Below are 21,946 nucleotides of genomic sequence, written 5' to 3'. Positions count from 1 at the left end.
ATAGATTGAGGGCGTGGACACGCCCCTGCCCGTCCCCCGCGAGCCGGCCGCCGGCACACCCGCCTCCGGCGCACCGATCCCCAACGTGCCCGGCGTCGCCGACCCGCCGCCACCCGCGCCCGCCGACCCCGGTCGACGGTGGCTGCGCCCGGCGCACTACGCCGCGCGGCCGCGGCTGCACCCCTGGGAGATCCCCACCCTCGTGCTGGTGATCCTCGCGACGGTGGTCGGGTACGCGGCGATCATCGTCCTCGTCGCGCTGGGCACCCTCGACCAACTCCTGTTGGGCGCGTTGCTGTTTCCGCTCCTGCTGTTCGTGATCCGCGGCCTGACCTATGCATCACCGCGGGTCAACGGCGTACAGATGACGCCGACCCAGTTCCCCGACGGACACCGGATGGTCGTCGAAGCCGCAGCCCGCTTCGGACTGGAGTACGTGCCGGATGCCTACGTCGTCCTCGGCAACGGCGCGATCAACGCATTCGCCTCCGGGCACGGGTTCCGGCGATTCGTCGTCGTGTACTCCGACCTGTTCGAGGTGGGCGGCGCCGCCCGGGACCCGCAGGCGCTCGAGTTCATCATCGGCCACGAGGTCGGGCACATCGCCGCCGGGCACACCTCGTACTGGCGACAGCTCTCGACGATCGTCGGCATGAACATCCCCGTGCTCGGCGCCGCCCTGTCCCGCGCGCAGGAGTACAGCGCGGACAACTACGGGTACTACGCCAGACCCGGTGGGGCGCCCGGGGCGATGGGGGTCCTGGCCGCCGGCAAGTACATGCTCTCGGCGGTGGACTTCGACCAGTTCGCCGACCGGGCGACCCACGAGCGCGGGTTCTTCACCTTCCTGACCAACGCGATGTCGTCGCATCCGGTGCTGACCTGGCGGGCAGCCGCGCTTCGCGACCGGACCCGCGCGGGGGCGATGCTGCTGCGTCCCAGCCAGATCGTCCGGGGCGTCGGGAGCGGAAACGTGGTGGCGGTGCCGCCGCCTCCCCATCCGGCGACCCTCGGGCCCGACGGACTGCCCAACGGCATCGAACCGCCACCACGCTTCTGACGTACGGAACCGCAAGCGCGCAACCGAACCCGATCAGTCGAACTGCGGATCCTCGTTGCGCGTGCGCTTGAGCTCGAAGAAGTGGGGGTAGGACGCGAGTGCGCGCGCACCGTCCCACACCGTCCCGGCGTCCTCACCACGCGGGATCCGCGACAACACGGGGCCGAAGAAGGCGACGTCGTTGACGTGGATGGTGGGCGTCCCGACATCGTCGCCCACCTTGTCCATCCCGGCGTGGTGGCTCTCGCGGATGACCTCGTCGAACTCGGTGCCGTCGGCGGCCTCGGCGAGCGAGGCGTCGAGGCCGATCTCCTCGAGCGCGCCCGCGATGACCTCGTCGAGATCCTTGATGCCCTGGTTGTGGATGCGGGTCCCCATCGCCGTGTACAGCGGCGCCAGGATCTCGTCACCCTTCTGCGCGGCGGCGGCGGCGATGACCCGGACCGGACGCCAGGCGTGCTTGAGGCCCTCGCGGTACTCCTCGGGGATGTCCTTGCCCTCGTTGAGGACGGCGAGGCTCATGATGTGGAAATTGACCTCGATCGGCCGGACCTTCTCGGCCTCGAGGATCCAGCGTGAGGTGATCCAGCACCACGGGCAGAGCGGGTCGAACCAGAAATCGACGCGATCGGTGGGCTGGGCCTGCTCTGACATGGAACATCCTCTCGAGAGTCGACATTGAACACGTGCCGCCGACGATCGGCCGGTGGCGCCGTCGGACGGCTCAACACCCCGGCGGTTCGAACTGTTCCCGATGCGCGGAGCAGTCGCCGGCGCTGTGGATTCGCGGGGCCCGGTCCGGGCACGGTGTGAGATGGTGCAAGAACCGCCGAGGAAGAGGACCCGGGATGCCGTCGTCGCCACCGTCCGATCCGGACGAACCCGCCCGGGTGGTCGCGCGTCTCCGGCCGCTCGAACCCCGATCTCTCGGACAGCGCTCGGCACAGATCGTCCGGGCCGCCACAAGACTGTTCCAGGACGCGGGATTCCGAAACGTCAGCATCGAGCAGATCGGCGCCGCGGTCGGTCTCACCGGGCCGGCGGTGTACCGACATTTCCCCGGCAAACACGACATCCTCTCGCAAGCGCTGACGACGCAGGTGGAGCTCGTCGCGACACTCATGGCCGACGCCGAGGAGCACGGCCGCTCGCCGGTCGAGCAGCTCGCACTTCTGCTCGACGGGCTCGGTGACCTCACCGCCCATCGGGACGTGTCGACGCTGTGGCGTCGCGAGCAACGCCATCTGCAGCCGGCCGAACTCGATGTGATGAGAAGCTATTTCGGCCGGCTGAGCGAACACTTCGCCTCACTCATCGCCGCGGCGCGTCCCGACGTCGTGCCGTCGGAGGCGGCGATGCTGGGTGCCGCTGCACTCAGCGTGTACACCAACACCTCCGAGATGCGGGGCTCGTTGTCGCCCGCCCGCCTCATGGAGGTCCAGCGCGCCGTGGCGGACTCCATCCTCGCGTGCCGGCTGCCGGGGCCACCGGAGCCGGACCCCGATGCCGAGCGCGCACCCGCGCACCGTCGCCCCGCCTCCCGTCGCGAGCGCATTCTCGACGCCGCCACCCAGTTGTTCTCCGAGCGGGGCTTCACCGACGTCCGCATCGACGAGATCGCCCGTACCGCCGATGTCTCGATCGCGACGCTCTATCAGGAGGTCTCTGGCAAATCCGATCTCCTGCGGGCGGTGCTGTGGCGCGGTGTGCAGGGCATCCTCTACGTCACCGCCCATGCGTTGAGCCGCGCCGGTTCCGACGACCCCCTCGACGTGCTCATCCGCGTCTTCGTCGAGTACGCACTCGACGTCCACGGCCGCATCATGCCCGTCTTCACCAGCGACCTCATGTATCTCCCGGACACCGAGCAGACGCAGCTCCGGAACGCGCAGCTGGATTTCCGGGCCGAATGGATCGACGCGATCCGGTCCCGTAACCCACTGCTGACCGCGGCCGACGCGAATGCGCTCGCCCAGGCGTTGTTCGGCTACACGTGCGAGATCATCGAGTCGCCGCAGCTGTGGTCCCGGCCCGGGGTCGCCGCCGAACTCGAGACGATCGCACGGGCGATCCTGAACCCCGCCGGACTGCGTGGAGCACCGCCGGAGTCCTGACCTGGATAAGCTGGCCTGCGTGACTGCTCCGAACCTCACCAGAGACCAGGCCCGCGACCGCGCAGCGATTCTCGACGTGTCGAACTACCAGATCGACCTCGACCTCACCGACGGTTCCGGGGCGCCCGGGACCGAGACCTTCCGCTCGACGACGACGGTGCGGTTCACCGCGACGGAGGCCAGCGAGACGTTCGTCGATCTCGTGGCACCCACCCTGATCTCGGCCACCCTCAACGGAGCCGACCTCGACGTCTCCGGTTTCGACGAATCAGTGGGTATCCCGCTGTCGGGCCTCGCCGCCGAGAACACGCTCACCGTGGTCGCCGACTGCGCGTACTCCAACACCGGCGAAGGTCTGCACCGGTTCGTCGACCAGTCCGACGACTCGGTGTACCTGTACTCACAGTTCGAGACGGCCGACGCCAAGCGGATGTTCGCCTGCTTCGATCAGCCCGATCTCAAGGCGACCTACACGGTGACCGTCACCGCTCCCGCGGACTGGAAGGTCATCTCCAACGCCGCGCACGCGGAGGCTCCTGGCGAACCGGACGGCTCCACATCCGCTGTAATGCACCGATTCCGGGAAACAGTACCGATGAGCACCTACCTCGTCGCACTCATCGCGGGGCCGTATGCGGAGTGGACCGACGTCTACTCCGACGAGCACGGCGACATCCCGCTCGGCATCTACTGCCGCGCATCGCTCGCCGAGCACATGGACGCCGAGCGCCTGTTCACCGAGACCAAACAGGGCTTCGGCTTCTACCACCAGAACTTCGGGATCCCTTACGCCTTCGGCAAATACGACCAGCTGTTCGTCCCCGAGTTCAACGCCGGCGCGATGGAGAACGCCGGCGCCGTGACCTTCCTCGAGGACTACGTCTTCCGGTCCCGCGTGACCAAGTACCTCTACGAGCGCCGCGCCGAGACCGTCCTGCACGAGATGGCCCACATGTGGTTCGGCGACCTGGTCACCATGCAGTGGTGGGATGATCTGTGGCTCAACGAGTCGTTCGCGACCTTCGCGTCCGTGCTGTGCCAGGCCGAGGCGACCGAATACGCCAGCGCCTGGACGACATTCGCCAACGTCGAGAAGTCCTGGGCCTACCGGCAGGACCAGCTGCCCTCGACCCACCCGGTCGCGGCCGACATCCCCGACATCGCGGCCGTCGAGGTCAACTTCGACGGCATCACCTACGCCAAGGGCGCGTCGGTCCTCAAGCAGCTGGTCGCGTACGTGGGTCTCGAGGACTTCCTCGCCGGGTTGCGCAGCTACTTCGCCGCGCACCAGTTCGGCAACGCCACCTTCGCCGATCTCCTCGGCGCATTGGAGAAGTCGTCGGGCCGGGACCTGTCGGACTGGGGCGACCAGTGGTTGCGCACCACGGGCATCAATGTCATCCGGCCCGACTTCGAGGTCGACGACTCCGGCGCCTTCACGCGGTTCACCATCGTCCAGGACGGCGCCGCCCCGGGCGCCGGCGAGACCCGGGTACACCGACTGCGCGTCGGTGTCTACGCCGACAACGGATCCGGTGCCATCGAGCAGACGCACAGTGTGGAACTCGACATCGAGGGCGAGCGCACCGACGTCGCCGACCTCGTCGGTGTGCATCGTGGAGATCTGGTGCTGCTCAACGACGGTGACCTCACCTACGCCTCGGTTCGGCTCGATCCGGAGTCGCTGGCGACGGCGACCGCCCGGATCGGCGACATCAGCGATCCGATGCCGCGCACCCTGGTCTGGTCGGCGGCGTGGGAGATGACCCGTCAGGCCGAGATGCGTGCCCGTGACTTCGTCGAACTCGTTCGGCAGGGCATCGCTGGGGAGTCGGAAATCGGTGTGGTGCAACGAGTTCTGCTGCAGGCGACGACCGCCATCGAATCCTACGCCGACCCGGAGTGGGCGGCCACCACGGGCCGTCCCGGATTCAGCTCGCGCATGCTCGAACTCGCCCGCGCGGCCGAGCCGGGTTCCGACCATCAGCTGGCGTTCGTCAACACCTGGCTCGGCGGCCGGATCAACGACGACCAGACCGAGGTGGCCCGGGCGCTGCTCGAGGGCGCGGATCCCGCCGACCACGGGCTCGAGGGTCTCGCCGTCGACACGGACCTGCGGTGGAAGCTGGTGACCGCGCTGGCCACCGCCGGGGCGATCGACACCGATCCGGAGTCGACCCCGGTCATCGACGCCGAGGCCGAGCGGGACAACACCGCCACCGGCACGCGTTCGGCGGCGCTGGCGCGGGCGGCGCGTCCGCTGGCAGAGGCCAAGGCGGACACCTGGACTCGCGCCATCGAGGACGACTCGTTGTCGAATGTGTACACCCGCACCATGATCGGCGGATTCGCCCGTCCCGGCCAGGGCGAACTCCTCGAGCCCTACGTGGAGAAGTACTTCGAGGCGGTTCCGAAGGTGTGGGCACGCCGGTCGAGCGAGGTCGCGCAGACCGTCGTCATCGGCCTGTACCCGAGTTGGGCGATGTCGCAGCATGCCCTCGACCTCGCCGAGGACTTCCTGTCCGGGGACCACCCGTCCGCGCTGAAGCGGCTGATCTCCGAGGGCCGCGACGGCGTCGCCCGCTCGCTGCGGGCGCGCGCCTACGACGCGCAGGAGAGCTGAACCCCGCGGACGCCGGGTTCAGCGCCGTCGCCACCGGTAGCGCACCTGCGGGCGGCCCGCCGAGCCGTACTCGGTATCGCGTTCGAGTACGTGGTCGTCGGCGAGCCGCTCGAGGTAGCGCCAGGCGGTGACCCGCGACGATCCGAGGGCGCGCGCCACTTCCGAGGCGGTCAGCCCGTCGGGGCTGTCACGGACCGCCCGGCTGACCGCGTCCTCGGTCTGCGGCGCCGCGCCCTTCTTCGCCGATCGACGGGTGTCGCTCGTGCGCAGCTCGGCGAGCGCCCGGTCGACGTCGCGCTGACTGACCGCGTCGGCGTCGCCGGTGAGGGCTTCGCGGTAGCGCAGGTACTGCTCGATCTTCTCCCGGAACGCGGCGAAGGTGAAGGGTTTCAGCAGGTAGAGCAGCACCCCGCGCGACATCGCGCTCCGGACGGTGGCGAGGTCGCGCTGGGCGGTGATCGCGATGACGTCGGGCGCCGGGCGGACACCCGACAGCGCCGAGGCGAGGTCCACGCCACGTGCGTCGGGCAGACCCAGGTCGAGCAGCACCAGATCCACCGGTCCGGCGGTGGCCATCCGCAGCGCCTCCTGCGCGGTGGACACGGCACCGACGACCTCGAATCCGCCCAGCCGGACGAGATAATCGCGATGCGCCTCGGCGATCACGGGTTCGTCCTCGACGATCAGGACGCGGATCATCGTCCGCGCTCCCCCGCGTCGGCGCGCACGCGTACCGAGATGACCGAGCCGTAGGTGTTCTCGGCGCTCATCGTCCCGTGCCGGCGGGCGACGACCTGGGCGACGAGGGCGAGACCGAGGCCGCGCCCGGCGGCGTCACCTCCCGGCTTCGTCGAGTAACCCCGAGTGGTCGCCAGGGCGAGCAGGTCGGCATCCATGCCGCTGCCGCTGTCGGCGACGACGATGTCGAGCACGCGGTCGTCCCCGACGACCGTCACCTCCACCCACGGGTCCGCGGGGTCGCAGGCGTCCAGGGCGTTGTCGATCAGGTTGCCCACGACCGTGATCATCTCACCGGGCGTGAGGAGCCCGGTGGCGGCGTCGCTCACCTGCGATTCCTCGGTCAGGGACAGCGGAATCCCGCGTTCGGCCGCCTGCGCCGTCTTCCCCAGCAGGAGGGCGACCAGCGCGGGCTCGGCCACCGCCTGGGTCATCCGGTCGATGAGGTGCTGGGAGAGCTCGAACTCGGTCGTCGCCAGCCGGATCGCCTCGTCGGGCCGGCCCATCTCCACGAGGGCGACGATCGTGTGCAACCGGTTGGCGGCCTCGTGCGCCTGCGATCGGAGGGCCTCGGCGAACCGCGTCATGGAGTCGAGTTCGCCCATCGCCTCCGAGAGCTCGGTGCGGTCGCGGATGGTGACCACCGACGAAGCGCGTCGGCCGGCCACCGGGGAACGACTCACCAGCAGTACCCGGCCGCGGTCGGCGTAGGTCACGTCCGTCTCCTCGTCGCCGTCGGTGAGGAAGGCGGGCAGGTCCGCGGGGGCCGTGTCGGGTCCGATCTCGAGCAGGCGGTGCGCCTCGGAGTTGACGAGTGCCGGTCGTCCGTCCTCCACGACGACCAATCCCTCGCGCACGGAACGCAACACGGCGTCGTGGTGGTCGTACATCAGCCGTAACTCGTCGGGCGCGAGTCCACCGGTCTGCCGCAGCAGTCGTCGCCGGATCCACCACACGCCGCCGACGGCGGTGAGCAGTGCCGCAAACGCGGCGAGGGCGATCATCGGCAGCTGGCCACGCCACGCCGACGTCAGCGAGCGCTGGGTGATCCCGGCGGCGACCATCCCCACCACCCGGCCGTCGGCATCACGGACGGGGACGATCGTCCGGATCGACGGGCCTAGCGTGCCGGTGTAGTTCTCGGTCACGGTCTGCCCTCGCAGTGCCGCGTCGATGCTCCCCAGATACGGTTCGCCGATCCGCGCCGGGTCGGTGTGGGTGTAGCGGGTCCGGTCGGGCGCCAGCACGGTGATGAACGCGATCCCGGTTGCCGCGCGCACCCGCTCGGTGACCGGCTGCAGCACCGCGCTGGGATCCGGAGACGTGAGGGCGGCGACGGTCGACGGCGACTCCGCCAGGCTGACGGCCACCGCTGTCACCTCGGCCCTCGCCGCGCGGTCCGCGTCGATGCGGGCGTCGACGGCCGCCAGAACGCTCTCGGCGACGACGACCACCGCGAAGACCGCCAATGCGAGCGCGGCGACCTGTCCGGCGAGCGTGCGCGGGTACCACCGCATCCCTGCCGACCTCGTTCCTGTCCGGAGTGATGACTCCGGACGTGCTGGGTATGAACGTAATGAACACAATCGTGACCCGCGTCACCACATCGGGCCACAATCCTAATCACTGTTGTCCGAGGTGTACGAGGAGAGAATCACCGATGAACATTCGAGGTAGGTCCGGCGACTCACCGGCCGGGGACGGTTCCGATCCCATCCTGACCACGCCCGGCACGCCATCCAAGGCCAAGCGCGACCGCACCCATTGGCTGTACATCGGTGTCATCATCGCGGTGATCGCGGGCGTCGTGGTCGGGCTCGTCGTGCCGGGCGTCGGCAAAGACCTCGGAGTGCTGGGGACCATGTTCGTCAGCCTCATCAAGATGATGATCGCCCCGGTCATCTTCTGCACGATCGTGTTGGGCATCGGCTCGGTTCGCAAGGCGGCGACGGTCGGCAAGGTCGGCGGACTCGCGTTCGTCTACTTCCTGGCGATGTCGACGGTTGCGCTGGCGATCGGCCTGGTCGTCGGCAACATCATCCAGCCGGGCGACGGCCTGAACATCGACTCGGTGTCGGGCAAGGGCCAGGAACTCGCCGAGGACGCACACGAGTCCGGCGGAACCCTCGACTTCATCCAGGGCATCATCCCGGAATCGATGCTGTCCGCGCTGACCGAGGGCAGCGTCCTGCAGGCGCTGTTCGTCGCGCTGCTCGTGGGGTTCGCGATCCAGGCGATGGGCCGCACCGGCGAACCGATCCTCACCGCGGTCTCCTACTTCCAGAAGCTCGTCTTTAAGGTGCTCACCATGGTGCTCTGGGTGGCCCCGATCGGCGCGTTCGGTGCGATCGCCAGCGTCGTGGGACAGACAGGCTGGGCCGCGGTCCAGCAGCTGCTGACGCTGATGCTCGCGTTCTATCTGACCTGCCTGGTGTTCGTGTTCGGCGTGCTCGGGGTGCTGCTGCGCACCGTGTCGGGCGTCTCGATCTTCAAACTCGTCAAGTACCTCACCCGCGAGTACATCCTGATCTTCGCGACGTCGTCCTCGGAGTCCGCGCTGCCTCGCCTGATCGCGAAGATGGAGCACCTCGGCGTGGAGAAGACCACTGTCGGCGTCGTGGTGCCGACCGGGTACTCGTTCAACCTCGACGGCACCGCCATCTACCTCACGATGGCGTCGATCTTCATCGCCGACGCGATGGGCGACCCGCTGTCGGTCGGTGAGCAGATCGGCCTGCTGGCGTTCATGATCATCGCGTCCAAGGGCGCCGCCGGCGTCAGCGGTGCGGGATTGGCCACCCTCGCCGGCGGACTCCAGGCCCACCGCCCCGACATGCTCGACGGCGTCGGCCTCATCGTCGGCATCGACCGGTTCATGTCGGAGGCCCGCGCGGTCACCAACTTCTCCGGCAACGCGGTCGCGACGCTGCTCGTCGGCTCGTGGACCAGCACCATCGACAAGCAGCGCGTCGACGACGTGCTGTCCGGCCGGGATCCGTTCGACGAGAGCAACATGGTCGACGACGAGCTCGACGACGACCCCACCGCTCGCGGAGCCCACGAGAAGGTCCTCACCCACTGACGACCCGCGACGAAGGCCGCCCCACCGGAATGGTGGGGCGGCCTTCGTGTATCAGGGTGTGCGAGCGATCAGCCGCCGGCGGCGGCGGTGGCCATCACGCGCAGCGAGGCGATCAGCCCGTCGATCAGGTTGCCCTGACGGAAGCCGGTGACCGCGGCGGTGACACCGAGAGCCGCGACGCGATCGTTCACGCGGGTGGACACCTTGTTGCCGGAGACGATGACCACGTCACGCGAGTTCGGAGAGACGGCGATGAGGGTGCCGTACGCGGGCTCGGGCGATTTCGCGAGGATCGCACGGGCGCTGGTCTCCAGCTCACCGTCGAGGTCGCCGATGTAGACCGAGAAGCGCACGAGGGCCTTCTCGCTGGCGGCCTTGAGCGTCTCGTCGAGCGCGATCAGATCCTTCTTGCTGAACGGCGGCGTCGTCGGAGCGTCGGCCGGGTAGCGTGCCGCGGAAATGCGACCGCTGTTGGTGAAGACGGCGCCCAGCGGCAGTTCGGCGGCCGACCGGGCCGCGACCTCGGCGCTCACATTTGCGTGCGTAACCTCACCATTTGCCACTGGCCGAGCTCCCATCGACGTCGCCGGGTTCCGCATGCCGCGGAAGTGCCATCGGTTCGATGTCGGTGGCACTGAAGAGAAGCGGTGCGTGTTCCCACTGCTGGTCGAGGGTGTATTCCTCGACCTTCGGGTACTTGACCCCGGAGGAGAACACCATCGCGACAACACAGAGCAGAACAGCAAGCACCGTGAGAATCGTGACTGGCACTCCGATGGGGACGATCAGGCTGTCGACGTCCATGTCACCCTTTCGATGGTCGCGCCGGACCCGCCCGGTTGTCGGCGCAGGTCATCGTTGATCAATCTAACCCACTGGCCGCCGCCCGGCCCACGGGGGCCTACAGCGCGTCGTAGACGTGTGAGGCGACCCCGTGCGACCGGATCATGCCCCTCACGCGGCGCCGGCATCGAGGTACTGCAGCCACGCCGGATCGATGTCCTTGATGGTGGCCAGCACACGCCAGTGCCTGCCCTTCGGCACGGTCGGAACCGTCCGCAGCGTCCACCCCAGCTCCCCGAGCAGACGATCCGCCTTCCGGTGATTGCACGAGGCACAGCACGCCACGCAGTTCTCCCAGGTGTGCGTCCCGCCCCGACTCCGCGGGACCACGTGGTCGATCGTCGTCGCCCGTGCACCGCAGTAGCCGCACCTGGTCAGGTCACGACGCATCAGAGCGGCCCGGGTCATCGGCACGGTCGCCCGGTACGGCACGTGGACGTATCTGCGGAGGCGGATCACGGTCGGAACCGGGACCGCACCACCCACGGAGTGCACCGCCTCGCCCTGTTCGTCGGCGTGCACCAGATCGGCGCGATCACGGAGGATGAGGACGACCGCACGCCGGACCGTCACGGCCGTCAGCGGCTCGTACGTGGCGTTGAGGAGCAGCACCCGGCGGCGTGTCCAGGCCCCGGCGCCGGGAGCGGGACGGCTCTGCCCGCGTCCCGTCTTCGCGTGTGATCTGTGCGTCATCTCGCCTCCCGCCACCCCGCCGAGCACAAGTCCACCACGGTGGCGGTCCCCGTGACAGCTGTTTCACGGTGTCCGGCCAGCTCACGGGGCCGACCCGGCGTCGACGTTGAGACACCGCGCCCGGGTGAGGACAATGGCGAGGGTGACTGGCGAACCCAACACATCCCCTCCGACCCCACCGGCGCCGGCAACCCCCGCGCGCACCTTCTACGACGAGGTCGGCGGTGCCGAGACGTTCCGGCGACTCACGGCTGTGTTCTATCGCGAGGTGGCGCGCGACGAGGTGCTGCGCCCGCTGTATCCCGAGGAGGACCTGGGTCCGGCCGAGCGTCGGATGCGGATGTTCCTCGAACAGTACTGGGGGGGCCCGCGAACCTACTCCGATGAGCGCGGCCATCCCCGACTCCGCATGCGTCACAACCCCTTCCGCGTCGGTCCCATCGAGCGGGACGCGTGGCTGCGCTGTATGCACACCGCAATCGCCTCCATCGACGACGACACCCTCGACGCCCCGCACCGCCAGGCGCTGATCGACTACATGGAGATGGCGGCGCAATCGATGATGAATTCACCCATCTGAGAGCGTTTTCTCTCCCGACACGCCGCCCGACTCGCCGACTGACCTGGATTTCTCCGAGAAAACTCAGGTAGGGCACAATGACCACGGTGAGCGATGAGACACCAGAGGTCGTCCCCGCCGAGCCATCCGACGGGGGTCAGCCCGACGACGCCGCGTTCGACGACGGCGCGATCGAGTCCGACGTCGATGCGGTCGAGGAGCCGGCTGCCGGCGAGGCCGTCGTCGCCGCCGACACATCCGTCGCACCACCCGTTGTCTCGCAGCTGGATCCGGCCGACACCACGTGGTGGAAGTCCGCGGTGTTCTATCAGATCTATCCGCGCTCGTTCTCCGATGTCAGCGGTGACGGCGTCGGCGATCTCGCCGGTGTCATCGACAAACTCGGCTATCTCGAACTCCTCGGGATCGATGCGATCTGGCTCAGTCCGATCATGGCCTCTCCCATGGCAGATCACGGTTACGACGTCTCCGATCCCCGGGACGTCGATCCCCTCTTCGGCGACCTCGACGTCTTCGACGAGCTCATCGCCGAGGCCCACGAACGCGACATCCGGGTGACGATGGACCTCGTCCCCAACCACACGAGTGATCAGCACGAGTGGTTCCAGGCCGCGCTGGCCGCGGCCCCCGGCAGTCCCGAACGCGAGCGGTACATCTTCCGGGACGGCCTCGGTGACGACGGCGACGAGCCGCCGAACAACTGGCACAGCATCTTCGGCGGACCCGCCTGGACCCGGGTCACCGAGGCCGACGGCTCGCCGGGACAGTGGTACCTGCACATCTTCGCCAAGGAGCAGCCGGACCTGAACTGGGAGAACCCGGACGTCTTCGCCGATCTCGAGAAGACGCTGCGTTTCTGGCTCGATCGGGGTGTGGACGGCTTCCGCATCGACGTCGCGCACGGCATGGCCAAACCCGCGGACCTGCCCGACATGGACCTGTCGGAGACCAAATTGCTGCAGAACTCCGACGACGACCCGCGGTTTAACAACTATGCGGTGCACGAGATCCACCGCAAGATCCGCAAGGTCCTCGACGAGTACCCCGGGGCCGCCAACGTCGGTGAGATCTGGGTCAGCGACAACGAGCGATTCGCCGAGTACCTGCGTCCCGACGAACTGCACCTCGGGTTCAACTTCCGGCTCGCCAAGGCGCCGTTCGAATCCGGTGCGATCAGGGAGGCCATCGAGAACTCACTCGACGCGGTGTTGTCGGTGTCGGGTACTCCGACGTGGACGCTGTCCAATCACGATGTCGCCCGCGAGGTCACGCGATACGCCGTCGCCGACCCGGAGACCGGGGCACTCGACCTCGAGCGCGGCACGAGGCGCGCACGAGCGATGCTCGTCGTCGAAATGGCCCTGCCCGGAACGGTTTTCCTCTACAACGGGAGCGAACTGGGACTGCCGAACGTCGACGACCTGCCCGACGACGCACTCCAGGACCCGGTGTGGGAACGGTCCGGACGCACCGAACGCGGGCGGGACGGCTGCCGCGTCCCGATCCCCTGGGAGGGGACCGAGCCGCCCTTCGGATTCAGTGCGACGTCCGAGACCTGGCTGCCGATCCCGGATTCGTGGCGCGCGCTCACTGTCGAAGCCCAGCTCGAGGACGTGGGGTCGATGCTGTCGCTGTACCGCGCAGCCATCGACCTGAGGGTGACCCGTCCGGAGTTCACCGGTGAGCACCTCGAGTGGTACGGCGCGCCGGAGGGATGCCTGGCGTTCCGTCGTTCCGAGGGTCAGCTGGTCTGTGCGCTGAACGCCGGCGATGAGCCGGTGCCCCTTCCGCCCGGCGAATTGCTGCTCGTCAGTTCACCTCTCGTCGACGGGATGCTGGCGCCGGACGCAGCTGCCTGGCTGGTGTGACCGGCTCACACCACTAGTTCAGGACGGTCACCGCGAGATCGCGGTGCCGGCGCTGGTACACCGAGCCGAAGCGTGCATCGATCCGAATCCACGCCGCCGACATCCGGATTCGTACCGGTTCGTCGGCTGCGATCGCCCCGGTGTCGGAGGTCTCGGTGACCGCTCGTCCGTCCGCGTCGCGGATGAATCCCATGCCGGTCAGGGCGAAGACCGATCGCATGCTCACCGCGGCCCGCAGCGCACCCTCCTCCGACGTGACCTCGAGGACATCCTGATCGAGCAGACCCGTTGCGGGACCGTGCCCGCTCCCCTCCTCGCGCGCCACCCGGGCGCCTTCCCGGGACAGTTCGACCACGCTGCGGGCGGGTACGTCGTCGATGTGCCGGAACCCGACCGCAGCGGGAAGCGCTCCGCGCCAGGCACTGTCGAGTGAGAAGCCGGGATCGACCGCGGTGCCCGGGCCGGCCGATTCGACGGTCGCACGCAGTGTCGAAGCGTCGCACACGATGTCGGTCGGCGCGATTCGTCCGGTCACCGACCGGGTGGCGAGGACGTCGAACCCGGTATGTGCCCACAAGGCCACCAGACCGTCCGAACGCGCGACCACCCGGACGACGGCGGCATCGTCGAGACGTACTGCGTGCGAGAGGAACGCGAGGGCGTTCGATCGGTCCGAGGACGCGAACTCGATGAACCGCTCCATCAACTCGGCCCGCCGCGTGTGGCCGATTCCCCGGCAGGGCGGCGGAATCCGGCGAGGTAGACCTTCTGTTCCGGGGTGAGCCGGGCGATGCGCTGGGCCGCCATGTCGAAGGCGACGAGCTGTGTGCTGGCGACCACGGCGGGGCGAGAGGCGGGGTCGGCACCCGCCGCGCGCACTTCGTAGCCGACGGTGAAATCGACGGCCCGCAGGCGTTCGACGAACATGGTGACCTCGATCGGTCCCTCGGAATGACGCAGCTGCGCTTGATATCTCACGTGTAGGTCGGCGACGAGGCAGCCGTCGCGCAGGGGCGCGGTCGGTCGGCCGTCGTAGAAGAGCCAGGGAATGCGCGCCTCTTCGAGCAACGTCACCATCCGGGCGTGGTTGATGTGCGCGTAGACATCCATGTCCGACCAGCGCACCGGCACCTTGACCAGGTATCCGTCAGCGGTCGTGGTCCCGGCGTCCTCGTTGAGCACGTGCGTCATCCCCTGTCAGATCGGTGTCGGCGGGCGGCCAGCGCGGCCACCCCGGCCCAACCCTACGCACTACCCGACCCGGTCAAGCAGGCGCGATCTCCACCGGCAGACCGTTGAGGACGACGGTCCCCGAGAGCGGGTCCAGCAGGGCGCCGTCGTTCAGGTCGTTCACGTTCACACCCGGCTCGGCGGCAGCGACGCCCAGTCTGATGCCGTCGACATCATGACCCCACCCGTGCGGCAGCGACGCGACCCCGGGCCGGATGTCGGTGGTGATCTCGACGGGAACGGTCAGCGAACCGCCCGCACCACGGACCTTGGCGACGTCGGAGATGCCGAGTCGGTCGGCATCGTCGGGATGCATGAGCAGGGTGCAGCGATTGGTACCGCCGGTGAGGGCCGGGAGATTGTGCATCCAGCTGTTGTTCGACCGCAGGTGGCGGCGGCCGACCAGCAGCAGGCTGCCGTCGGCGGCCGGCGCCGGGTCGCCCCCGGCGTCCACCGCTGCGCTCAGGCGTGCGAGGTCGCCGATGAGCGGGTCGGGAGCGAGTTCGATCTTGCCGGATGCCGTGCGGAGCACCCCGGGCAGGCGCGGCCGCATCGGCCCCAGGTCGATGCCGTGCGGCGCGGCCAGCACATCCGCGAACGTGAGGCCGTTGCGCGCGCCGAAGGCGTCGCCGTACGCCCCGAGGCGGAACAGCATGTCCAGCCGACGCTGGTGCCCGGGCGCGTCGGGCAACTTCGCGACGAGCGAGGCGACGTCACGGCCGGCGACGGGCGAATAGGGGTCGGTGACCTCCTTCGACAGAGTCGCCGCGATGACCTGTTCGTCGACGAGCCCCGGGTCGGCGTCGACCCCGGCCCCGGACAGGCCCATGATCAGCCGGCACACGATCTCGATCTCGTCGGGACGGCCTGCCGGCAGCGGTAACACGGGCGGCGAGTAGCGGGCGGTGGCCCGGACCGCCAGGTTGTTCAGGATGGCATCGAAATGCGGACTCTGCGACGGGCGCGGCGGCGGCAGCACGACGTGTGCGTGCCGCGTCGTCTCGTTCAGATAGGGGTCGACGCAGACCACGAACTGTGCGTCGTCGAGTGCGCGTCCCAGTCGTGCGCCGTTCGGCGCGGACAGGACGGGGTTACCCGACACCGTCACCAGCGCCCGCAACCGCCCCTCGCCGGGCGTCTCGAACTCCTCGGCCATCGCGACGGCGGGGAGCTCACCGCCGACCTCCGCGTGACCGGAAACCCGGCTGCGCCACCGCCCGGTACGGAACCCCCGGCCCGCACGGGCCGGGCGGGGCGACGGAGCGGTCGGTGCGAGCGGGAACATCACTCCCCCGGGCCGGTCGAAGTTGCCGGTGAGGATGTTCACCACGTCGATGAGCCAACTGCCGATGGTCCCGAATTGCACTGTGGTGGTGCCCATCCGGCCGTAGACGGCGGCCGATTCCGACGCGGCGATCGACCGGGCGAGAGCCCGGATGTCGGCGGCCGCCACACCACAGAACGAGGCGACCCGTTCGGGAGTGTAACCGCTCAGCTCGTCGCGCAGCGCCTCCACACCGAGGACATGCGCGGCGATCCCGCCGAGGTCGTCGGCGACGAGATCCTCGTCGAACAGGCACTGCACCACCGCGCACAGCAGCGCCGCATCCGTTCCGGGACGCGGCGCGATGTGGGTGTCGGCGAGCTTCGCCGTGCGGGTGCGTGCCGGGTCGATGACGGTCAGGCGGCCGCCCCGGCGGCGCAGCGCGGTCAGTTTCCCGGGGAAGTCGGCGGCGGTGGTTACACTGCCGTTGGAGACCACCGGGTTCGCACCGATGATCACGAGATGATCGGTGCGGTCGAGGTCCGGGACGGCGAAGGTCCCGGCATGACCGACGAGGTAACCGGTGGCCGCCTGCTTCGGCATCTGGTCGAGGGTGCTGGCGCTGAACACGTTGCGGGTGCCGAGTGCCCGGATGAGCAAGGGCGCGTATATCGTGCCGGCGACGGTGTGCGCGGACGGATTGCCGAGGTAGAAGCCGATCGACTCGCCGCCGGAGGTCGAGATCACCTCACGCAGCCCGTCGACCGCAGCGGTCAGCGCTGTGTCCCAATCGGTTTCGACGAGCCGACCATCGCGCCGGATGAGCGGACGGTCGAGACGATCGGGATCGTTGTCGAGCTGGGCGAAACTCGCACCCTTCGGACACAAGTAGCCGGCACTGAACACGTCGTCGGCGTCACCGCGCGCGGCGGTGACGATCTCACCGCCGGTCGTGCGGTCCCGGCCGATGGTGAGGGTCAGACCGCAGGTGGCCTCGCAGAGCGGGCAGATGCGCGGTGCGGTTCGGGTCATGTGCTCAGGCTAGGCGCTCGGCACACCTGACTGCGACGGATTCGACGACGGCAGCCGTCGCCTGCGCATCAGCGGATCACGCTCCGCAGCTGCCGGGCCGCGACGGAGAGCGTGGCCAGATCCGCGGTCCCGGTCTCCTCGATCTCCCGGAGCACGCTACGTACCCGGCTCAGCCGGTTCGACCGCGAGGACTCCCACTCGGCGATCTTGTCGGCCGTGCTCTCGCCGGGTTCGCTGACCTCCAGGATCCGCAGGGTCAGCGCACGGAGCGCACCGTGCATGTCGTCACGCACTGCCAACCGGGCCAGCGCATGCCATCGATCGCCGAATTCGAGTCCCGACACCGCCGTGAGCAGCTGTTCGAGACCGAAGTGCTCCATCACCCCGAAGTAGAGGTCGCCGACCTCGCCGGCGTCCCGGTCGGCGATCTCGGCCGCGTCGATGATGTCGAGCAGACAGAAGCGGTGCAGGCTAGCCGCGACGGTGTGGGCGAGGTCCTCGGGAACGCCGTGCTCGATGTAGGTGTCGGCGCGCTCGGCGACATCGCGTGCCGAACTCGGCCCGTACCAGTCGTCGATGACCTCGGACAGTGCTGCCACCCGCTCGCCGTAGCGGGTGATCTCGGCGGCCATGGCCAATGGTTGCGGCCGGAAGGCGAGCAGCCACCGCGAGGCGCGGAACAGCAGACGGCGCGCGTACAGCATCATCTCGTCGACGGCCTCGACCGGAGCCGGTGCATGCCGGATGCCCTCGAACACCTCATTCATGCCGAAGACCTTGTTGGACACCACATACGCGCGGACGCCCTCCTCGGTACTGCAGCTGCTCCCCTCGCTCAACCGGAACAGGTGGGTCATCCCGGCGTGGTCGATCACGTCGTTGACGAGGGTCGTCGCCACGATCTGACGCCGCAACCGGTGTCCGCTGATCGCGTCGGAATGCTCGGTGCGCACCGCGTCCGGGAAATAGCGCGCGACGCGGGGTGCGAACACGTCGTTGTCGGGGAGGTCGGTGGCGAGCAGGTCGGATTTGGACTCGAGCTTGACGTGCGCCATGAGCGTCGCGAACTCGGGCGACGTGAGACCGCGGTGGAGCTCGCCGCCGACCCGCTTGCGCAGCTCGCGCGGCTCGGGCAGCGCCTCCAAGCGTAGGTCGACGCCACGTTTGGCGGCGAGGTGTTCGAGCATGCGGGCGTGCACCTCCACCCGCAGCAGCTCGAATGTGCGGCAGAATCCGAGCTCGGAGTTCTGCGAGATGTTGTCGGCGAGAACGAGTTCGGCGACCTCGTCGGTCATCGACTCCAGCAGGGGGTCGCGTTCGTCGGCGTCGAGGCCGCCCGCCGAGACCGCCGCGTCCAGCAGGATCTTGATGTTCACCTCGTGGTCGGAACAGTCGACCCCGGCCGAATTGTCGAGGGCGTCGGTGTTGATCCGGCCCCCGGCGAGGTCGAACTCGATGCGACCGCGTTCGGTGACCCCGAGGTTGCCGCCCTCCCCGATCACCTTGGCACGCAACTCGTTCCCGTCGACGCGGATCGCGTCGTTGGACTTGTCGCCGACACTCGCATGTGATTCGGTCGACGCCTTCACGTAGGTCCCGATGCCGCCGTTCCACAGGAGGTCGACCGGAGCGAGCAGGATCGCGCGTATCAATTCGGGGGGTGAGAGTTCTGTCGTACCGTCTTCCATGCCTAGCGCGTCCACCATCTCGGGGGTGATCGGGATCGACTTGCGGTCGCGCTCCCACACCCCGCCGCCGGCACTGATGAGGTCGGTGTCGTAGTCCGCCCACGACGACCGCGAGAGGCCGAACAACCGCTTCCGTTCGGTGAACGACGCCGCCGCCTCCGGATCGGGGTCGACGAAGATGTGCCGGTGATCGAACGCGGCGACGAGCCGGATGTGCTCGCTGAGCAGCATCCCGTTGCCGAACACGTCGCCGCTCATGTCGCCGATCCCGACGACGGTGAAGTCCTGCGACTGCGTGTCGGTACCCATCTCGCGGAAATGCCGCTTGACCGACTCCCACGCGCCCCGGGCAGTGATACCCATGGCCTTGTGGTCGTATCCGGCCGACCCGCCGGAGGCGAAGGCGTCGCCGAGCCAGAACCCGTACGACTTCGACACGTCGTTGGCGATGTCGGAGAACGAGGCGGTGCCCTTGTCGGCCGCCACCACCAGGTAGGTGTCGTCGGAGTCGAGCCGGACGACCCCGCGGGCGGGGATCACCTCCCCGGTCGCGAGGTCGATGTTGTCGGTCACGTCGAGCAGGCCGGCGATGAACTGCCGGTAGCACGCGATCCCTTCCTCCCGCTGCGCCTCCCGGTCCCGCGCGGCGTCACCGGTCGGCGGCGGCGGCCGTTTGACCACGAAACCGCCCTTGGCGCCGAGCGGCACGATCACCGCGTTCTTCACCGCCTGCGCCTTGACCAGGCCGAGGATCTCGGTGCGGAAATCCTCCCGGCGGTCCGACCAGCGCAGGCCGCCACGGGCGACCGAGCCGAATCGGAGGTGCACCCCCTCTACGCGTGGTGAGTAGACGAAGATCTCGTGCAGCGGACGGGGTTTAGGGGTCTGCGGGATGTCGCGCGGACGGAGTTTGAACGAGATGACCGGACAGTGATCGGAGTCCGACGACCCGCCGTCGACGAAGTAGTTCGTGCGGTCGGTCGCCGACAGCACCGCCGCGAACGCGGAGACGATGCGGTCGGCATCGAGGCTCAACACGAGTCCGATCTCCTCGTCGAGCTTGTCGCGTACCCGCTTTCGGCGCTGTTCGTCGGCGGTGTCGGGATCGAACGACGCGACGAACAGGTCGACGAGGCCGCGGGTGATGGCGAGGTGTTGGCCGAGGACGCTGGCGACGTGGGCCGAACTGTACGAGAACCCGCATTGGCGCAGGTACTGCCCGTAGGCGCGCAGCATCGCCGCCGACCGCCAGTCCAGGCCCGACCTGATGACGAGTTCGTTGTAGGCGTCGACGTCCGCACCGGCGAGCCAGATCCGGCGGAACGCCTCGGTGAACCGATCGGCGAGGTCGTCGGCGTGGTCGAGGTCGACGGTCATCCCGGCCGCGAGTTGGACGCTGAATTCGTAGGCCCAGCAGACGGTGTCGTCGAGCCGATGGATCTCGTACGGGTGCTCCTCGAGGACATCGAGACCGAGACTGTGCAACACCGGCAGGACATCGGTCAGTGTCGCCGACGCACCGCAGAGGTACAGCGTGAAGATCCACCGGTCCGGCTCGCGCCCGTCGGTCGCCGTCTCGGCGGCGTCGAGGGTCACGTCGATCTCACCCGGTTCCAGACCGACGACGCGGATGAGGTCGGCGAGGGCCGCATGCGGCTCGCGGAGCTCCTTGTAGTCCTCCGACAACGAGGACAACTGGCGCAGCAGCACGTCCGGGCCGCCGTCGAGTGCCGGGATGTCTTCTGCGACAGCCAGTTCGCGCACCCGCTCGTCCCAACCGCGGATGGCGGCGACCAGCGCCGCCTGCACGCGTGCGTGGGCCGGTGATCCGGTGTCGACCGAGCCGAGTTCGGCCGCCGTCGTCGGGTCGATACAGACCAGCACCTGCAACAGTGCCAACGGCATCTCGCTGACACGCGCCGTGTACTCCAGCCCGGTCCCGTCCACCTCGGCGACGAGCGCGCGCTCGAGGGCGAGACGGGTGGACGTGTTGTAGCGGTCCCGGGGCAGGTAGATGAGGGCGACGGCGGTGCGTCCGTCGAAGTTGGTGCGCAGGAACAGCCGCAGCGACCGCGTCGCCACCGCGTCCAGCATCTCGGTCAGGCGGCGTTCGAGCTCGTCCTCGGTGGACGAGAACATCTCCACCAGCGGATAGTTCTGCAGCAGCTCGATCATGGACTGACCGGCGAAGGAATCCTCCTCGACGCCCGCCTGCGCGAGGACGTCGTGCACCTTGGCGCGCAGGACCGGGACGTCGAGCACCGCCTGATGATTGCCGGCGGAGGTGAGGGTACCCAGGAAACGATGCTCGCCGTCGTGTTCGCCATTCGCATCGAACGTCGGAACCTGCACGAGCACAGGGAAATTGGTGCGCTGGATGCCGGTCGCCACGAACACCCGGCTGACCCGCGGGACCAGCGGACGATTAGTCACCGACGGGAAGTCGCGGCTGATGGAGTCGGTTCGCCACACACCGAGACGGTCGGCGTCCCCGGCGGGCCCGTCCCCGCCCACCCGCACATGGCCCAGCGGGTGGAAGTGGTTGCCGGCGAACCACTCGAGCAGTGCGGCGTACTCACCACGGTCGGCGTCGGAGACTCCGGCCCCCGGCAGCGGCGCCTCGGCCATCCCGGCGGCGCACTCGGCCATCCGAGAGCGCATCGCCGACGCATCGGCGTCGACGTCGATGACCCGCGAGACGACCTCGCGGAGGTCGTCGCGCAGCGGTTCAGGATCGATGCCCGGGTGACGTGCGAGGCCGCAGACCGCGATCCAGGACTCCGGGGTCGTCTCGCCGGAGTCGACGGCGACGAGTGTGCCGTCGGGGTCCCGCTGAACGGGTATCACCGGGTGGTCCATGCGATCGACGGTGAGGTCGTGCGCCTCGACCGTCGCCAGGACGGCTTCGACGAGCATCGGCATGTCGTCGTTGACGACGAGGATCTCGACGGTGCCGCCCTCGCCCGCGGTCACCCCGACGAGCGCCTCTCCGCGGCGGCGGACCCGCGCGTCATCGAGATGTCTGCGCACCCGGTCGGCGGCCGACTCACCTGCCGACCCGTCGGTCCGCGACCTGAAGTAGTGGTCCACCGCGTCCGGAACGAGTGACGTCACATCTGCCGATGCTAGTC

The 21,946-nt window shown here is 68.8% G+C and carries 16 protein-coding genes; 6 read left to right on the top strand and 10 right to left on the bottom strand.

Features of this window, described 5'->3' with window-relative positions:
* The first annotated feature begins 13 nt into the window (after positions 1–13).
* Positions 14–1,060: a M48 family metallopeptidase gene (locus tag Q9R39_RS06280; protein WP_058250043.1), complete on the top strand. Its 1,047-nt coding sequence runs from the start codon at positions 14–16 to the stop codon at positions 1,058–1,060.
* Positions 1,061–1,093: 33 nt separating this feature from the next.
* On the opposite strand, the gene Q9R39_RS06275 is transcribed toward Q9R39_RS06280, so the two are convergent.
* Positions 1,094–1,714 carry a DsbA family protein gene (locus tag Q9R39_RS06275; protein ID WP_078113592.1) on the bottom strand — a complete coding sequence of 207 codons (621 nt, stop codon included), beginning with the start codon at positions 1,712–1,714 and terminating at the stop codon, positions 1,094–1,096.
* Between the two features lie 194 nt (positions 1,715–1,908).
* Here Q9R39_RS06275 and Q9R39_RS06270 point away from each other — a divergent pair, with 194 nt between their 5' ends.
* Entirely contained in the window at positions 1,909–3,174 is a 1,266-nt protein-coding gene (locus Q9R39_RS06270) for a TetR/AcrR family transcriptional regulator (protein ID WP_078113591.1), read from the top strand.
* 19 nt (positions 3,175–3,193) lie between these two features.
* Entirely contained in the window at positions 3,194–5,797 is a 2,604-nt protein-coding gene (gene pepN / locus Q9R39_RS06265) for an aminopeptidase N (RefSeq protein ID WP_078113606.1), read from the top strand.
* Between the two features lie 18 nt (positions 5,798–5,815).
* On the opposite strand, the gene Q9R39_RS06260 is transcribed toward pepN, so the two are convergent.
* On the bottom strand, positions 5,816–6,496 hold the full coding sequence (locus Q9R39_RS06260; protein ID WP_058250040.1) for a response regulator: 681 nt from the start codon (positions 6,494–6,496) through the stop codon (positions 5,816–5,818).
* Positions 6,493–8,052 (bottom strand): ATP-binding protein, encoded by a 1,560-nt coding sequence (locus Q9R39_RS06255; protein WP_078113590.1) that lies wholly within the window; start codon positions 8,050–8,052, stop codon positions 6,493–6,495. The genes Q9R39_RS06260 and Q9R39_RS06255 overlap by 4 nt, the downstream gene beginning before the upstream one ends.
* A gap of 143 nt (positions 8,053–8,195) precedes the next feature.
* On the opposite strand from Q9R39_RS06255, the gene Q9R39_RS06250 reads away from it, so the two are divergent.
* Positions 8,196–9,617: a cation:dicarboxylate symporter family transporter gene (locus tag Q9R39_RS06250; protein ID WP_078113589.1), complete on the top strand. Its 1,422-nt coding sequence runs from the start codon at positions 8,196–8,198 to the stop codon at positions 9,615–9,617.
* A gap of 68 nt (positions 9,618–9,685) precedes the next feature.
* On the opposite strand, the gene Q9R39_RS06245 is transcribed toward Q9R39_RS06250, so the two are convergent.
* From Q9R39_RS06245 to Q9R39_RS06235, 3 genes are all read right to left on the bottom strand, one after another.
* Positions 9,686–10,180, bottom strand: coding sequence for a DUF5130 family protein (locus Q9R39_RS06245; protein WP_171011575.1), 495 nt, complete (start codon positions 10,178–10,180; stop codon positions 9,686–9,688).
* Positions 10,167–10,421 (bottom strand): hypothetical protein, encoded by a 255-nt coding sequence (locus Q9R39_RS06240; protein ID WP_058250036.1) that lies wholly within the window; start codon positions 10,419–10,421, stop codon positions 10,167–10,169. Before Q9R39_RS06240 ends, Q9R39_RS06245 begins: the two co-directional genes overlap by 14 nt.
* Before the next feature lie 150 nt (positions 10,422–10,571).
* Positions 10,572–11,153, bottom strand: coding sequence for an HNH endonuclease (locus Q9R39_RS06235; protein ID WP_078113605.1), 582 nt, complete (start codon positions 11,151–11,153; stop codon positions 10,572–10,574).
* 133 nt (positions 11,154–11,286) lie between these two features.
* Between Q9R39_RS06235 and Q9R39_RS06230 the strand changes: the two genes are divergently transcribed.
* Positions 11,287–11,733: a globin gene (locus Q9R39_RS06230; protein WP_226513045.1), complete on the top strand. Its 447-nt coding sequence runs from the start codon at positions 11,287–11,289 to the stop codon at positions 11,731–11,733.
* A 77-nt stretch (positions 11,734–11,810) separates the two neighbouring features.
* Positions 11,811–13,601: a glycoside hydrolase family 13 protein gene (locus Q9R39_RS06225; protein WP_311277209.1), complete on the top strand. Its 1,791-nt coding sequence runs from the start codon at positions 11,811–11,813 to the stop codon at positions 13,599–13,601.
* Between the two features lie 13 nt (positions 13,602–13,614).
* On the opposite strand, the gene Q9R39_RS06220 is transcribed toward Q9R39_RS06225, so the two are convergent.
* The 4 genes from Q9R39_RS06220 to Q9R39_RS06205 all read right to left on the bottom strand — a co-directional run bounded on the left by Q9R39_RS06220 (position 13,615) and on the right by Q9R39_RS06205 (position 21,929).
* The gene (locus tag Q9R39_RS06220) at positions 13,615–14,304 is read right to left on the bottom strand and encodes a hypothetical protein (protein ID WP_058250035.1); all 690 of its coding nucleotides are present in this window, start codon (positions 14,302–14,304) and stop codon (positions 13,615–13,617) included.
* Positions 14,304–14,792, bottom strand: coding sequence for a thioesterase family protein (locus Q9R39_RS06215; RefSeq protein ID WP_078113587.1), 489 nt, complete (start codon positions 14,790–14,792; stop codon positions 14,304–14,306). The genes Q9R39_RS06220 and Q9R39_RS06215 overlap by 1 nt, the downstream gene beginning before the upstream one ends.
* Positions 14,793–14,865: 73 nt before the next feature.
* The gene (locus Q9R39_RS06210) at positions 14,866–17,127 is read right to left on the bottom strand and encodes a molybdopterin-dependent oxidoreductase (RefSeq protein ID WP_078113586.1); all 2,262 of its coding nucleotides are present in this window, start codon (positions 17,125–17,127) and stop codon (positions 14,866–14,868) included.
* Positions 17,128–17,195: 68 nt separating this feature from the next.
* Positions 17,196–21,929: an NAD-glutamate dehydrogenase gene (locus tag Q9R39_RS06205; protein WP_078113585.1), complete on the bottom strand. Its 4,734-nt coding sequence runs from the start codon at positions 21,927–21,929 to the stop codon at positions 17,196–17,198.
* Positions 21,930–21,946: the final 17 nt, after the last annotated feature.

The sequence above is a fragment of the Gordonia sp. AC31 genome, from assembly GCF_031844505.1.
Lineage (GTDB): Bacteria > Actinomycetota > Actinomycetes > Mycobacteriales > Mycobacteriaceae > Gordonia > Gordonia hongkongensis.
This window is presented reverse-complemented; position numbering and strand designations above follow the sequence as displayed.

Bases quoted from the DNA above. Each gene is read 5' to 3' on its own strand.
- Q9R39_RS06275 (WP_078113592.1), bottom strand. From the start codon at position 1,714: ATGTCAGAGCAGGCCCAGCCCACCGATCGCGTCGATTTCTGGTTCGAC.
- Q9R39_RS06270 (WP_078113591.1), top strand. From the start codon at position 1,909: ATGCCGTCGTCGCCACCGTCCGATCCGGACGAACCCGCCCGGGTGGTC.
- Q9R39_RS06260 (WP_058250040.1), bottom strand. From the start codon at position 6,496: ATGATCCGCGTCCTGATCGTCGAGGACGAACCCGTGATCGCCGAGGCG.
- Q9R39_RS06255 (WP_078113590.1), bottom strand. From the start codon at position 8,052: ATGCGGTGGTACCCGCGCACGCTCGCCGGACAGGTCGCCGCGCTCGCA.
- Q9R39_RS06250 (WP_078113589.1), top strand. From the start codon at position 8,196: ATGAACATTCGAGGTAGGTCCGGCGACTCACCGGCCGGGGACGGTTCC.
- Q9R39_RS06240 (WP_058250036.1), bottom strand. From the start codon at position 10,421: ATGGACGTCGACAGCCTGATCGTCCCCATCGGAGTGCCAGTCACGATT.
- Q9R39_RS06235 (WP_078113605.1), bottom strand. From the start codon at position 11,153: ATGACGCACAGATCACACGCGAAGACGGGACGCGGGCAGAGCCGTCCC.
- Q9R39_RS06230 (WP_226513045.1), top strand. From the start codon at position 11,287: ATGGCGAGGGTGACTGGCGAACCCAACACATCCCCTCCGACCCCACCG.
- Q9R39_RS06225 (WP_311277209.1), top strand. From the start codon at position 11,811: ATGACCACGGTGAGCGATGAGACACCAGAGGTCGTCCCCGCCGAGCCA.
- Q9R39_RS06220 (WP_058250035.1), bottom strand. From the start codon at position 14,304: ATGGAGCGGTTCATCGAGTTCGCGTCCTCGGACCGATCGAACGCCCTC.
- Q9R39_RS06215 (WP_078113587.1), bottom strand. From the start codon at position 14,792: ATGACGCACGTGCTCAACGAGGACGCCGGGACCACGACCGCTGACGGA.
- Q9R39_RS06210 (WP_078113586.1), bottom strand. From the start codon at position 17,127: ATGACCCGAACCGCACCGCGCATCTGCCCGCTCTGCGAGGCCACCTGC.